14 protein-coding genes and 1 pseudogene are annotated in these 14318 nt (G+C 53.0%); 10 read left to right on the top strand and 5 right to left on the bottom strand.

The features are described 5' to 3' along the window. Positions 1 to 66: 66 nt before the first annotated feature. From L1I42_RS05875 to L1I42_RS05865, 3 genes are all read left to right on the top strand, one after another. Entirely contained in the window at positions 67 to 981 is a 915-nt protein-coding gene (locus L1I42_RS05875; protein WP_236113553.1) for a sugar kinase, read from the top strand. A 201-nt stretch (positions 982 to 1182) separates the two neighbouring features. Further along, positions 1183 to 2088 (top strand): 30S ribosomal protein S6--L-glutamate ligase, encoded by a 906-nt coding sequence (gene rimK / locus L1I42_RS05870; RefSeq protein WP_236113552.1) that lies wholly within the window; start codon positions 1183 to 1185, stop codon positions 2086 to 2088. A 6-nt stretch (positions 2089 to 2094) separates the two neighbouring features. Next, complete coding sequence (locus tag L1I42_RS05865; protein ID WP_236113551.1) at positions 2095 to 3135, top strand: succinylglutamate desuccinylase/aspartoacylase family protein; 1041 nt, start codon at positions 2095 to 2097, stop codon at positions 3133 to 3135. A gap of 1 nt (position 3136) precedes the next feature. Here L1I42_RS05865 and L1I42_RS05860 read toward each other — a convergent pair whose 3' ends face one another. The 3 genes from L1I42_RS05860 to L1I42_RS05850 form a co-directional block, all read right to left on the bottom strand. Beyond that, positions 3137 to 5545 carry a mechanosensitive ion channel domain-containing protein gene (locus L1I42_RS05860; RefSeq protein ID WP_236113550.1) on the bottom strand — a complete coding sequence of 803 codons (2409 nt, stop codon included), beginning with the start codon at positions 5543 to 5545 and terminating at the stop codon, positions 3137 to 3139. 75 nt (positions 5546 to 5620) lie between these two features. Beyond that, complete coding sequence (locus L1I42_RS05855; protein ID WP_236113549.1) at positions 5621 to 5905, bottom strand: hypothetical protein; 285 nt, start codon at positions 5903 to 5905, stop codon at positions 5621 to 5623. Between the two features lie 159 nt (positions 5906 to 6064). Continuing rightward, the gene (locus L1I42_RS05850) at positions 6065 to 6931 is read right to left on the bottom strand and encodes an isocitrate lyase/PEP mutase family protein (protein WP_236113548.1); all 867 of its coding nucleotides are present in this window, start codon (positions 6929 to 6931) and stop codon (positions 6065 to 6067) included. A 207-nt stretch (positions 6932 to 7138) separates the two neighbouring features. Between L1I42_RS05850 and L1I42_RS05845 the strand changes: the two genes are divergently transcribed. From L1I42_RS05845 to L1I42_RS05835, 3 genes are read left to right on the top strand one after another with little or no spacing between them, the layout of a single operon-like run. Continuing rightward, complete coding sequence (locus L1I42_RS05845) at positions 7139 to 8083, top strand: cupin-like domain-containing protein (protein WP_236113547.1); 945 nt, start codon at positions 7139 to 7141, stop codon at positions 8081 to 8083. Positions 8084 to 8101: 18 nt separating this feature from the next. Then, entirely contained in the window at positions 8102 to 9247 is a 1146-nt protein-coding gene (locus tag L1I42_RS05840) for a GNAT family N-acetyltransferase (RefSeq protein WP_236113546.1), read from the top strand. 55 nt (positions 9248 to 9302) lie between these two features. Continuing rightward, positions 9303 to 10625, top strand: a complete 1323-nt coding sequence (locus tag L1I42_RS05835; protein ID WP_236113545.1) for a lipopolysaccharide biosynthesis protein — start codon at positions 9303 to 9305, stop codon at positions 10623 to 10625. Here the strand turns inward: L1I42_RS05835 and L1I42_RS05830 are convergent. Next, positions 10622 to 11296 carry an NnrU family protein gene (locus L1I42_RS05830; RefSeq protein ID WP_236113544.1) on the bottom strand — a complete coding sequence of 225 codons (675 nt, stop codon included), beginning with the start codon at positions 11294 to 11296 and terminating at the stop codon, positions 10622 to 10624. The genes L1I42_RS05835 and L1I42_RS05830 overlap by 4 nt on opposite strands. Positions 11297 to 11488: 192 nt before the next feature. On the opposite strand from L1I42_RS05830, the gene rirA reads away from it, so the two are divergent. The 4 genes and pseudogenes from rirA to L1I42_RS05810 all read left to right on the top strand — a co-directional run bounded on the left by rirA (position 11489) and on the right by L1I42_RS05810 (position 13314). Then, a complete protein-coding gene (gene rirA / locus L1I42_RS05825; RefSeq protein WP_236113543.1) occupies positions 11489 to 11956 on the top strand; it encodes an iron-responsive transcriptional regulator RirA in 468 nt (155 codons plus the stop codon). Between the two features lie 150 nt (positions 11957 to 12106). Beyond that, complete coding sequence (locus tag L1I42_RS05820) at positions 12107 to 12460, top strand: DUF6404 family protein (protein WP_236113542.1); 354 nt, start codon at positions 12107 to 12109, stop codon at positions 12458 to 12460. An 83-nt stretch (positions 12461 to 12543) separates the two neighbouring features. Next, positions 12544 to 12819: pseudogene (locus L1I42_RS05815) on the top strand (DUF6404 family protein); the annotation flags it as partial. Between the two features lie 102 nt (positions 12820 to 12921). Beyond that, positions 12922 to 13314, top strand: a complete 393-nt coding sequence (locus tag L1I42_RS05810) for a DUF6404 family protein (RefSeq protein ID WP_236113540.1) — start codon at positions 12922 to 12924, stop codon at positions 13312 to 13314. Here L1I42_RS05810 and L1I42_RS05805 read toward each other — a convergent pair. Then, entirely contained in the window at positions 13283 to 14317 is a 1035-nt protein-coding gene (locus L1I42_RS05805; protein ID WP_236113539.1) for a trans-3-hydroxy-L-proline dehydratase, read from the bottom strand. The genes L1I42_RS05810 and L1I42_RS05805 overlap by 32 nt on opposite strands. Position 14318: the final 1 nt, after the last annotated feature.

The following is a 14318-nucleotide window of genomic DNA, read 5'->3' as shown; positions in this document are numbered from 1 at the left end:
CCTCACTCAAGGGGCTAAAAGCGCAAGGTCTTTGCCGCTGCGCGACCAACATGTTGGAGTTCCCTTATGAGCAAGCTAGTTTCCATTGGTGAATGCATGATCGAAATGAGTGCATTGGAAAACGGGCTTTATAAAAAGGGATATGCGGGCGACAGCCTTAATATGGCCTTTTATGCCCGCGCTTTCCTGCCGCAATCGGTAAGCGTCGACTATTTCACCGCGCTTGGCGATGATGGGGAAAGCGAAGCGCTGGCCCAAAGCATCCAAAACCACAATATCGGGACCGACCTGATCCGATTCCTGCCGGGCAAAACGCCGGGGCTTTATATGATATCGCTTGATCAGGGAGAGCGGACGTTCAGCTATTGGCGCGCAATGTCTGCCGCCAAGGAGATGGCACGCGACATGGCGCATTTGGAACGCTCGCTGCTGGGTGCCGACAAAACATTGTTTTTCTCGGGCATCAGTCTTGCCATTTTGCAGCCAGACACCAGAGATCAGTTCCTGACATTGTTAGAAAAAGCCAAGTCCGACGGTCAAAAAGTGATTTTTGACAGCAATCTGCGCCCCTCCCTATGGGAAAATCGTGACGAAATGGCCGACTGGACAGCTAAAGCTTCTGCCGTGAGCACCATGGCATTGCCTACAGTGCCCGACGAATATGTGCTGTTTGACGAACGTTCATCCGAACAGGTGGCTGAGCGCTATTTGCGGGCTGGTTGCTCGGAAGTGGTTGTGAAGGCTGGCCCCGGCGATGCGTTGGTGACCAACGGCACGGAAAAAGAATGGGTTGGCCCACCGGCCCCCATCAGCCCGGTGGACACCACAGGGGCTGGCGACAGCTTCAATGGCGGCTATATCGCGGCTAGGCTGAACGGGAAAAGTATGGTGGACGCCGCCCAGTTTGCCCATAAGGTGGCGGGACAGGTTATCCAACATCGCGGCGCGTTGGTGAGCGAGATAAAATCGCTGGTGCAATAGCCCCACTTTTTGCGCACAAGCGCTTTTTATGCTGTTGTCGAAAGAGCTTGGCTGATATGCCCCTTTTAGCGACGCACGATCTGTGCAATGCTATTAAAAACGCTTTGTGATCCGCGCCACGGCGCACGGACGAACGTGGCGGGGTCTTCCTGTCCGTCAAAGCAACGATCACTACTGGGAAACGTCTTACTTGAGGTTCTTATGAGAATTGCCATGCTCGCGCGTAACTCCTCGCTATATTCGCACAAACGCCTGAAAGAGGCGGCTGTGGCGCGAGGTCATGAACTCGACATGATCAACACGCTGCGATGTTATATGAACATTGCCTCGCGACGCCCAGAAGTCTTCTATAATGGCGAGAAGCTCACCCAATATGATGCGGTGATCCCCCGCATCGGTTCGTCTATCACCTATTATGGTCTCGCGGTTTTGCGCCAGTTCGAGATGATGGGGGTGTATCCGCTTAATGAATCCGTGGCCATCGGTCGCTCGCGCGACAAGCTGCGTTCCATGCAATTGATGTCGCGCGATGGCATTGGCTTGCCCGTCACCACTTTTGCCCATGACCCTCGGCAAACTGAAGAAGTGTTGAAGCTTGCTGGCGGTGCGCCGCTGGTGATTAAATTGCTGGAAGGCACCCAGGGTATTGGTGTGGTTTTGGCCGATAGTGACCGGTCTGCCAAATCTGTGATTGAGGCCTTTCGTGGTGCCGGGGTGAACATTCTGGTTCAAGAATTCATCAAGGAAGCCGGCGGCACCGACATTCGCGCCATTGTGATTGGCGGCAAAGTTGTGGCGGCCATGGAACGCCGTGGCGCTGAAGGCGAGTTTCGCTCCAATCTACACCGCGGTGGGTCATCACGTCGAGTGAAGATCACACCGGAAGAGCGGTCAACGGCAGTGCGGGCAGCAAAATCCATGGGTCTGAATGTGTGCGGCGTGGATATGTTGCGCTCCAACCATGGCGCGGTGGTGATGGAGGTAAACTCATCCCCCGGGCTGGAAGGGGTGGAAAGCGCCACGGGCCTCGATATTGCCGGCAAGATCATCGAATTTATGGAAAAGAACCATCGGCCTGGCGCCACTAAAACCAAGGGCAAGGGCTAAAGCCTTATGACACGGCCAGCATTTGAGATTGGCGGTGTGCGCATTGCACCGGGCTATCGGCGGACTGTGGATTTGCCGGTTAGCGTGTTGTCTGACCATACGCCGGTGACCATGTCCACCCATGTCATCCACGGCAAGCGCCCCGGCCCCACCGTGTTTGTGAGCGCGGCCATTCACGGCGATGAAGTGATCGGCGTGGAGATTGTGCGCCGGGTGCTGCAATCTCCCAAACTGCGCGGCTTGCGCGGCACCTTGATTTGCATCCCGATCGTCAATGCCTTCGGCTTTCTCAACCATTCGCGCTATCTGCCTGACCGGCGTGATCTCAATCGGAGTTTCCCCGGATCAGAAACTGGGTCGCTGGCCGGGCGACTGGCGCATTTATTCATCACTGAAATTGTCAAACGGTCTGATTACGGCATTGATTTGCATTCCGCGGCGAGCCATCGCGACAATTATCCGCAGGTACGTGTCACGCCTAATCGCCCCAAACTGACAGAGCTGGCCAACATGTTTGGTGCCCCCATCCTGTTGAAATCCAAGGTGCGGGAAGGCTCCCTGCGAGAAGCCGCATCCGCTTTGGATTGTGAGGTGTTGCTCTATGAAGCTGGTGGCGGACTGCGGTTCGATGAATTTGCCGTACGCGTAGGCACAACAGGCGTGCTGCGCACCCTGCAGGGGCTTGGCATGATTTCTGGCAAACCGATTGCGCCGTCCAAGGCCAAATCGATCTTTTGCACAAACAGCTATTGGTTACGCTCGCCAGCCGGGGGGCTTTTGCGCACGTTCAAAAGGTCCGGGGACACGGTGCTCGAAGACGATATACTCGGCGTGGTTTCAGACCCGTTCGGCGAAATAGAGACGCCAATAACCGCCCAAAGCGATGGTGTGATCATCGGGCGCAGCGAATTGCCGATTGTGAATGAGGGCGATGCAACGTTTCACGTTGCTCAGCCCGCACGTAACCGCAACGCGGAAACCGCGCTTGATCAGCACACAGCCGATGTCGAAGGCTCAACCTTGTTTGACGAAGACGAGATTATTTAGATCAGGTCTCCGATTTGGGTTTTGTGGCTGCCCGGGGTTTCGGGCGTGACGCCGACGCGCCACCAAGCTTTTCCATGATTTTCGGATCTGCTGAGCGTAAATGCAAATCGCGTTGTGGGAACGGGATTTCGACATTCTGCTCACGGAACGCTTTATCGATGGCGAACAATATATCTGTTTGGACCCGCGGATAGATGGTGTAGTCATTCACGTGAATGCGCAATTGGAAATTGATCGAGCTGTCGCCAAACCCTTGGAAGAACACGAAGGGTTCTGGGCGCTTCAGGACATTGTCATGATCCTGCGCAATCTCCAGCAAAATCTTATTCACTTTCTCCAAATCGCTGCCATAGGCCACGCCAATCGGGATATCGACACGGCCTGAACGTATCTTGTGGGTCCAGTTGCCCACGGGCGCGTTGATGAACTCGGAGTTGGGGATGATGATGGTCTGGTTGTGAATGGTGTTGATTTCGGTGGCGCGCACACTGATTTTTGAAACGGTACCGGAGAAGCCGCTGGCCTCGACAAAATCTCCCACCTTAATTGGACGCTCGACCAGCATGATCAAACCGGAAACAAAGTTAGAGACCACATTTTGGAGGCCAAAACCAATACCCAAAGACAAGGCACCGGCAACAATGGCCAAGCTGCCCAAATCCACCCCTGCCCCGGTGATGCCCAAAAAGATCGATAGGGCAATACCGACATAGCCGACGCCAGTGCGGATTGAGTCTTTCACCCCATGGTCGGCCCGCGTACGCTCCAATACGGTGTTGCCCAACCACCGCTGGAATATCCGGGTGAGCACCAGACCAAGCACAAATATGATGCCGCCATAAAACACGCTGGCCAACGAAAACTCAAAACTGCCAATTTGGAAGCCGATAATGGCCTGCCGTACCCAGGTGACCACATCTTCAACCCGCGACCCCCATTGCAACAGAATGGCCGGGATCATGATCATGACGATCAGCACCAGGAAGCCAATACTGGTGAACAGCGCATATTGGTCAATATCACTTTCATCAAGAGACAGCCGGTTCTGCAACCAACGGCCCGAACGTGTGGACACCAACACGCCGGGTTTGCCCAATTCTTGCGCAAGCAAATAGCCAAAAAAGCCGGTCACGAGAATGGTGCCCGTCACCACCAATTGCTGGGCCATAAAGCGCGCCAAGCCGATATATCCGGCCACGGCGGCGACAATGATGGCAATTGAGGCAAGCAGCAGCGGAATGCGCACCCAGGCTGGCAATGTACGTGAATGCGGATCTTCAGGGTTGTCACGGACGCGTGCAAGAGCCAGCAGCAACAGGGCAATCAGGAAAGCCGCCAAGAAACTATTGCCGATGGTAAACGCCAAGGGCGCGTTGACCAATTGCCCCAATCTGCCGGCCAAATGGTCAAGCGCGTGGACAACAGCCAAAGAGCTGACAAGTACATAGGTGCGCTGGGCGGCAAAACTGGAGAATGGCACAATGCGCAGATCAGCGTTGTGCGGGGCCAAAAAGGTGTAGGTCAGGCGCAGCACGAAAAACAGGCCCAAAAGCACCATGAAGAGCGTACCGACGAAGCCGCGCAAATCCAGCGTGAATAAAGAGGTGAAGTCCATGACCCAATAGCTGACGGCCAACGCCACAGCCAAAAGGACCGAGGGGACCATGGCGGTCACAAAAATATAGATCAGGGCATTCAGACGGGATGTGCCCTGGCTCAACACATTGCTGGCGCGGCGCGACAGCACATAGGCCCCGGCAAGCAGCACCGCGAAAAGGGCACCAACCAAGAAGAGCGGTGCCGGATTTGGTGCAATCTTAACGGTCCACCAGGTGCGGAGTTTAGCCTGAAACCGACTGAAGGTGGCCACACTCTCGCTGCCAATATTGGTCAGCAAACTGAGCGTTATGGGAGAGCGTTGAGACAATCGGCTGGCAAAAATCTGTCGCCGCATTTGCGCGATCTGATCATATTCTCTGATGATTTTTTGATCGATTTCGTCGGCTTTGGTGGAGATGATGCGCAGCTGCTTGCGCTCGGCCTGAGCTTCAGCCCGCTCCTCCGCGACTTGCGGGCTTTCGCTTTCACCCGGTGGCGGCGCGGTGCCCAATACATCCAATTGTGATGAGATCACCGCCAATCGATCCTCGACCGGCTTGACCACTTCGTCCACGCGCGTCTGCAAATCCAGCAAGGTTGTGCGGGCACCGATCAGTGTATTGTCGTTGTCAGCATTTTTGATCAGGCGATCGACATCTTCAATTTCCTGCTCAATCTCGTTGAGCTGTTGAAGCTTTTGGTCAAGATTGGCGACTTGTGCCCAACTCAGCGTAACCATAAACAGCAGCGTCGCCGCAACAAAAAGCGCGCGCTGCCAAATCTGACGAAGGGCAAAAGGCTCATTTTTCATAAAACGAACTTAGGCGCAGCGCTTAGATTTGGCAACGTCATTTGAGCGACACCACCGCAAAAAACAGGGTTGAAATCAGGAATTTTCTTCAATGATATCTGTTGCCTGCGCGAGATAAGGGGGCACCTCATCAAGCACGCGCTGGCGACACAAGTCCGTCGCCGCAACCAGAATTTCAATCAGCAGGTTAAACTGTTCGGCGTTGAGCTGGACTGAAAGGCTTCGGTCTTCCAAAGCATGTACGCGCTCGAGGCACGTGTCCAGCGAGGTGATTTCAGTTTGGCTATATGCCGACGGCGCAGCGAAGGCGGCTAGCGTAAGCGTGCTCGCTATAGCTATAAATTTTGCAAGCGCATTCATATTCGACCGGGTCCTATTGTGCCTAATGGCCTAAACGCTACATTGACCATTTTGGTTCAATGCACCCCCTCAAATGGGCCCCAGTTTGCGACTTTTTAAGGGCGAGAATACCGGTTTAAAACTATTCCGTTTAAGTGTGATTTATTTGCAGCACTCGACCTATGGTGCGGTGTTGCGGCCACCACTGGCCAGTAGCTCATCAATAGTGGCGCCGGAGATGCTATTTGATAAAGCGGTCATATCACCTGCTTCAATCATGGGCTTGGCGACGTCAAGGATGACCCGGTGCACGACCCGTGCCAAGCTGCTGCCCAGGCTGACGCGCGCCACACCTATATCGCCGAACGCAGCAACGCTATATTGCGTGTAAGGGCCGGCGCATAAGGCATTGACCGGCACGTCGACGCTTTTGACGATGGTCTTGAGATCGTCAAATGACTTTGGCATGGGCACATAGACCACATCGGCCCCTGCCCGGGCGAAAGCTTGAATGCGGCGAATGGCTTCGTCCAGATCATATTGGTCGATCATGACGCCATCGGCCCGTGCGGTAAGCGTAAATTTTGCATTGTGCGCCGCACAGGCGGCTTTTTTGGCGTCGACCGCGGCCTCGATGCGCGCCACGGCCTCATTAAAAGCGTACGGCTTATGTTGGGGAAACCGGATATCCTCAATGCCGCAGCCCGCCAAGCCACCGTCGATCGAAAGGCGTATGGTTTCTCGTACATCATCAAGGTCATCGCCAAACCCGTTTTCAAAGTCGCCGTTTACCGGCAAATCTGTCGCCTCATTTATCTCGTTGGCATGTGCCAGCGCTTCTTCACGTGACAATTGCCCCCCATCCGTGAGCCCCAACGTAAAGGCATGAGCAGCAGACGATGTGGCGAGGGATTTGGCCCCAAGCGCAGCCATCAGCTTCGCGGTGCCTGCATCCCACACATTGGCCAGAATGAAAGGGCCGGATCGATGGAGCGCGGCGAACTGGCGGGCTTTGGTCGCGTTTTGGGCGGAAGTTTGATGGGGCATGAGACAATTTCACTGCGTTGAAAACGGGCAGTCTGGCGTAATCCATTCGATTCGACAATTGCGATGGCCCTCGGCTTTGGGAGGGATCGATCAAACCAAAATTAACCCTAGTTTGAATAAGTCCCGTTGCAAGGGCTGACACTAACGCATTCGACATAAACGCGCGCTAATCTACTCAACCATAGGATTTTGAGGGGAGAGAGAGCAATGCTCGATCGACGGATTGATGGGGTTCTGACCGATTGGAAAGCGCATTATGCCGGCCTGTTTGGCCAGCACCCGCTATGTTTACAACATAAATTAGCGGACACAGGGCTTTTCACTGATCAGGCCCTGGAAGGCATTTTGGAGAATGTCGACCGGCAGGATTATCACGTTAATTATATGGACCCGAAAAGTGGTGTGCGCCGCGAAGGCGAATTCGGCAATGCCAGCGGCAAAGAAATTTTGGATGCCGTCAAAAACGGCAATATCTGGATCAACTTGCGGGCCCCGGCGCGACAAAACCCCGCTTTTGATGACATGTTGCGCGCGATCTATGACGATTTCGAAAAATATGTGCCGGGTTTAAAGACGTACAAGCAGAATATGACCATTCTGATTTCTTCGCCAAATGTGCGGGTGAAATATCACGTGGATGTGCCCGGACAGTCGCTCTGGCAAGTGCGGGGACGCAAAAAGGTTTTCGTTTATCCCGCAGAACCGCCCTTTTTGAGCGCCTATGGCATTGAGAAGGTGGTGATCAATGAGGCGCATGAAACTGACATCCAGTTCCAGGACTGGTTCGATGATTATGCCACCATTTATGACCTTGAGCCGGGCGAGATGCTGCATTGGCCCCTCAATTGTCCGCACCGGGTGGACAATTATGACTGCATGAATGTTTCGGTGACCACCGAGCATTGGACCGATGCACTGCGCAATAAATATGCGGTGAATTTTGCCAATGGCATGTTGCGTAAGATGGGGTTGAAAAATCTTGATCGCGGCACCAGAGGGCTGACCTTCTATACCAAGCTGGTATTGGCAGGGGCGGTGAAATTTTCTGGCATTCAACGTAAAGATGTTAAACCATATACAGTTGACTTTGCAGTCGATCCTAACGCGCCAGATGGTGTGAAGGATATTGCGGCTTATCAGTTTACAAAATAGCTTCGGGGCAAAGCTTTTATGACCTTTGATGTAAAGGTTTATCGCTCGGCAGATGAAATTCGGGCGATAAAAGACCAGTGGCAGGCACTGGAAGAAAAATCGGAAGGGGTTGCGCTGTTTCAAAGTTTTGAATGGTGCGCGCACGTTCTTGAACTAAACCGCAACTCGGGCAATGAAGAATATTATGTAATCGCGGCCTCTCAGAACGAGAGTTTGGTCGGACTGTTGCCGCTGGCCATTTGGCACAAGAAGGGTCGCAAGATCCTGACCGGGTTGAGCGAACCTTATCAGCAATATACCGAAATGCTTGCCGACCCCGCCCACCGCGCCGTCGATATTTTTGAAGCCATGCACCCGCTGCTGGCCCAATCTGGCGCGGACTATATCCATTTGGGACAAGTGCGACATGATGGCCCGCTTTACGCTGGCTGTGAGGAATGTCTCGACCACGCAATGGAAGAGAAGGCTGCACCCTTTGTGGATTTGACACCATGGAACAGCTATGACGAATATTATGCTGCCCTCAAAAAGGCGACGCGCAAACGGCTACGGAATGCCTATAACCGGTTTGAACGCGAGGGGGAACTCCAACATCATTATGCCCTTGAAGGCAGTATGCTGGAAAGTGTGATCGATCGCTGCTTTGATGGCCGTGTTGAATGGCAAAAACGCATGGGGCTGACCTCTCGGGCCTTTCAGGATGATTCTTTTCGAACATTTCTCAATTCGTTTAAAAACGTCACAGATGAAGACATCCGCCCGATCGCCTTTTGCTTAACACTAGATGGTGAAGCCGTCGCGGACCAGTGGGGCTTTATCTATAAAGACCGTTACTATGCCTATATGTCGACTTGGAATGAAGCACACTCCTATTCGGCACCCGGGCGGCTGCAATTGGGAGAAATCATCAAAAATTGTTATGAAATTGGCGTCAAACAGGTTGATTTTCTCATCCCCTCTGTCCCGTATAAAATGGTTTACGCAACGGGTGAAGTGGATGCCAGTGATTTGATAAAGCCCTTGAACGCCAAAGGCTATCTTTACGCCACGCTCTGGCTCAAACTTATCCGGCCAAAGCTTAAAGCTTTAATGGAAGCCCTGCCCGCCGAACAACGCAAAAAGATCGTCAATATGCTGTTCAACCGCAAGTCATTGGCGCGTTAGCAAGAAATACACATGATGTGCGCTAATCTCAGTGCAGATCTTTTTGGAGAATTTTATGGGCGAACGTCGCCAATTGGCGTCCAAATCTGCGTTGATTTTTGTTGTGCGCATTGGTGGCGCCGGGGTGATCTTTCTGGCACAGGCGATGATCGCGCGGCTGTGGGGTGCGGCCCAACTGGGCGAATATTTGCTGGCCATCGCTGCCGCCAATCTGATGGCGATTGCCCTTCCATTGGGGTTTCAAACCATCGGCGCCTTTTTTGCCGCTGAGTATAAAGCCAAACAGGATGGCGCCACCCTCTCCCGTTTTGCCGTGCTTGCCTATGGCATGGCGATATTCCCGGGTCTGGCTCTACTCTACATTGTGGGGCAATTGATCCACCTGATCGGCCCGGCGGGAACATTGCTGCAAAGCATCTGGCCCACCATCGCGATGATGGCCTTTGGCACGGCAATCGTGAATCTGAATGGGGCCATTCTTGTGGGCCTTAAAAAGCCGTTTTTCGGCTTGTTCGCCGACACAATTTTCCGGCCGCTGTTTATTGTTTTGGGCATATTGATTGTGGCTTTTATTGGCGTCGAAGACGATCGCGTCGGCGCGCTGATCTGGTGGGTCGCGATATTCTATCTGGGTCTTGCCACCCTGCACTTCTTTGTGACGATCCACGCGATACGCGCTCTGCCACGGGAAACTGAAATGCCGCAGCGCGAATTTAACCGCTGGTGGTTTTATGCCCTGCCCTGGATCATTGTGGCGCTGAGTTCCGACTTCTTTTTCGACATCGATCTGTTGTTGTTATCCAGCCTGTTGGACAAGGAACAAATCGCGATCTTTGGGGTGTGCGCGCGCATGTTCGTGCTCGCCTCTTTCGGCATTATCGCCATTGGTGCGGTCGTTTCCCCCGATCTGTTGGACGCAGAAGAAAAGCAGGATGTTGCGGCGCTCGAGGCAAAAATCGGCGATGCCAATCTGGTTGGCACCGGGCTTGCCGTGGTATTGACGGTCGGGGTGATGATTTTCAGCCCCATCGTGTTTTACTTTTTTGGACCTGCGTTTAATCAGGGCGTGATCCCCTTGACCATTTTGTGCAGTGCTTTGATCGCTCGGGCCGCTTTTGGTCCCGGGGCTGTGATCCTGTCATCGCGCAAAAAGCCATATGCAAGCCTGCCCGCCATTTTGCTTGGATTGCTGGTGCTGCTGGCGGCCAATTTTGTACTGGTGCCGCTGTTCGGGCTGGTGGGCGCGGCGACTGCCGCGGCCATATCCTTTATCACCGGTGCGGGTGCCATTTGGTTCACCACATGGCGGCTCACGGGGCTCAATGTCTCCATCGCGCCTGCACTCAAAAAATATTTGGTGCGCGACGCCAAAAGCTAAAGATAGGCCAGTGGATCAACGCCAATGATCGGTCCATGGGCATGAAGGATCACAATGTAAAGCGCGATGCCGATAACCAGCTCAATGGCCAGCTGGCGATCACCAGCGCGGCGTAACCGTTGGCCCCAACTTCCTGCCTCTCTTTGTTTCACGCGGGCATAATCCGCGGCACTGAGCTTTTGCGGTTTGGTTTTATTGAGGCGCGCAATGCCAAGCAGGGCAAAGGCCAGCATGATGCCGAACAGTAATATATTAGCCAGTTCGCCATTCACCAAAATATGGGCAAAAGCCCAAAGCGCAAACGCCACAATTATCGGATGACGCACGAGGGCGAGTATGCCGGGGTTTGAATTTTGGTGTCCGCGATCACGGCGAAAGCTGACAGACAAGCTGTTGGGCCGCAGTGCGCCCATGACAAACAGGATGATGGCCATCAACATCAACCCCATCGATATACGGACCGTGAGCGGATCGGCAGCGTAAAGTATGGTGCGTGGGGCGCGCAAAGCGGCTGAGATCATCCAGATCAACAACAATGTCGAAAGAACTGAATAACCAATAATATAGGCTTTACGGCTGGTGCGCGCGATGATTTTGCCGCGCAAGTCACCTATTTGTGGCAGCATATGCGCAAATAGAAAAACAAATAGAGCAATCAAAAATTCAATCATGATCCTGGCTTTCGCAACGATACGTTCTGGCATCTAAAACTTGTGTTGCAGGAATGGCAATTGGCAAGACGCTTTGGCGGATGTGACACCTGCGCGCACGCGGCCAATGGGGGCATTCTCGCCTCCGAAACCATTTGAGTTTTGCCGGTATAGGCTTTATGCTGAGCCTAAATCTCAAGTTAGGACCATGCGATGCGTTTAACGAAACAGTCTAACTATGCTGTGCGCATATTGATGTATTGCGCCAGCAATGACAGCCTTAGTAAAATCTCCGATATCGCCGAGTTTTACGATATTTCAGAGACGTTTCTGTTCAAAATATTGCAGATTTTGAATGCGTCAGGCTTTGTGGAAACTGTTCGCGGACGGCATGGCGGCATTAAGCTTAAACGCGAGGCCAAAGATATCGGGCTGGGCGAAGTGATCCGCGCCACAGAAGATAATTTTGACATGGCTGAATGTTTCGATCTCGAATCAAACACCTGCCCATTGATCGGCACATGCGGGTTTAACCATGCGCTCTATCGCGCGCTCAATGCGTTTTTTGACGTGCTGGACGAGTATACGATTGCTGATTTGACCGACAATCGACGCAATATTCGGGTGTTGCTGGAACTGGACAGCGCCGTGCGCAGTGCGCCGAAACGGGTTGAAGCCTAATCCAGCGGATATTCTTCGCTGGCAGATGAGGTTGTTGTAGAAGAACTGCCTATACTTACCAATCGGCAGCAATGGGTTAATTCACAAGAATTGTAATTATCTGCGAATTGTTAGATAGTGATTCATGTGGATGGTTTGCGGATATTATTAATGACTTTTTCTGACAAGCTTGCAAAAGCGCAGGCGGAACTTGAAAATTGCCGGTTAGACTCAATTGTTCAACTGAAAAGATTTGACGCTTTGCTTTATCGGATCGGATTACCGATCCGACCTGTACATTATCGGGAGTCTTTGCAGCTGTTTGTGCAACAAACAATCTTGTTCGGTCTGCTGGTGAGTGCTTCCAGTTGCCTTTTACTGAAAAACATTTTTGGTTTTTCGATGCCCATGCCGTTTTTACCACTGATGTTTGTGAGCTACGGGCTGATCTATGCCGTGTTTTACTGCGCCCAGGTGGAAAATGAACGGGAGGATTGTGCCCTCTCGCGCTGGGAAGATCTTTGAGGCAAGCACTTATGGGCTTTGAGGAAAAATACCAAAAGGCGATAGAAGAGCTTCAGGCCACCAAAATTTGAAAATCCAACCACACGCCGCCAATACACAAGCTGGCGCGGGCGTTTGGACTGCAGGTGCGGCCGCCGCATTATAGCAAGCCGCTGAACGCGTTTGTGCTCAACGGCCTATATTTCGGTGTCATCTGGGGTGTGCTGATGTGGTTTTTATTCTGGTCGCATAGCAATGTGCCGCCCCTCTTGGCGATGGGCAGCAGCATCCTGGTTGGCTTGCTTTTTGGCGGCTTTATGAACCTTTATTATCGCGTAAGCGCCCACAAACACAATCTTACCCCTTGGGATGAGCTATAGGCCCTTGTGGACGGAATCCATATTTGGCTTCAATATCTTGAAGAAAAAACGAAGACCGAGAAAAAATGCCTCCATACTTTAAGCCAATTTCCGGAATTTCAGATGAAATCTTACGAACATAAACTGCTTCAAGCGTTGACCGAATTGCACGAGAAAAAGCTATTTTGGTCGAGCGAACCTATTGAGCCTCCACGCATTGCGTTATGGCTGCACAAAAAGTTTGGATGGCAGACACCTCCGTTGCTTTATATGGGCTTTTGGCAAAATGCCCTATTACTCTGCACCATCCTGACGCCCACCAAACTCCTGTTTGATTTTTTCTTTTTTAGTGGGCCAGCATTTATGAGCACAATGGGATATTGGTTTGGGTTTGTAGGTTTTTTGCTCCTAGCACCAACGATAACCGCCGGTCTTATACGTGTCGTCTCTTGGCGAAAGTCGCTTACCCCTTGGGAGATGAGCTTTAGTCCTGATCCATCGGCCAAGTGTCGCTGAGGCGGTAACCTTCTGGCCAGGGGTCGGACGGGTCCAACATGTGCTGATGGGTGCCTGTGATCCAAGCGCGGCCATTGATGCGCGGCAGGATGGCGTTGCGGTCTCCACATTTGACCTGCTCGGCTATATCGCAGTTGAACTTTGAGCCTGTGATCGAGGTGGCGATATATTTGTCGCCCGCGTCCATTTCGCCTTTGGCCAGCATCAGCGCCATGCGGGCGGAACAGCCTGTGCCGGTGGGGGAGCGGTCGATTTTGCCCGGACGTATGGCCACGGCGTTGGCGCCGGAAAGGATGTTTCCTTCGCGTGTGGTTTTGCCCATAAATTGGCAGAAGGAAATATGATCCCAATCCGGGTTTTCCGGGTGGGTGAAGCCGAGTTGTGCGTTGGCAGCGGCTGTGATTTTGGTGCCGAGGTCTGCCAGTTTTTTGGCATTTTCTGGTTTAATCTCAACGCCTAATGCTTCGGCGTCGACCATCACAAAGCTGTCGCCGCCATAGGCTGTGTCGACGGTGATTTCGCCCACGCCTTCAACTCGAAGCGGCACCTGCAATTGGTCGACAAAGCTTTTTACATTGGTGACGGTGATGCTTTCGGCTTTGCCATTTTTGCATTGCGCCACCACTTTGATCAGCCCGCCAGGCGCTTCCAATGTCAGATGCGTTTCTGGCTCTGTCATTGGCAAAATGCCGCTGTCGAGCAGCACGGTGGACACGCAGATGGAGTTGGAGCCGGACATGGGTGGCGTGTCGGCTGGTTCCATGATGATGAAGCCCATTTGCGCCTCAGGGTGCTTTGGCGGCACCAACAGGTTCACATGGCGGAACACGCCGCCACGCGGCTCGTTCAGCACGAAATTGCGCAGCGTTTCATCTTGTTCGATGAACTTGCGCTGTTCCCAAAGGGTTTCGCCCGGCGGCGGCGCCACGCCGCCGACAATCACATCGCCCACTTCGCCTTCGGCATGGCAGGACACCACATGAATGGTTTTGCTCGACCGCATA

This window comes from Maritalea mediterranea (genome assembly GCF_021568695.1).
GTDB classification, from domain to species: Bacteria; Pseudomonadota; Alphaproteobacteria; order Rhizobiales; family Devosiaceae; genus Maritalea; species Maritalea mediterranea.
Note: the sequence above shows the minus strand (reverse complement) of the source record. Positions and strands in the feature narration are given on the sequence as shown.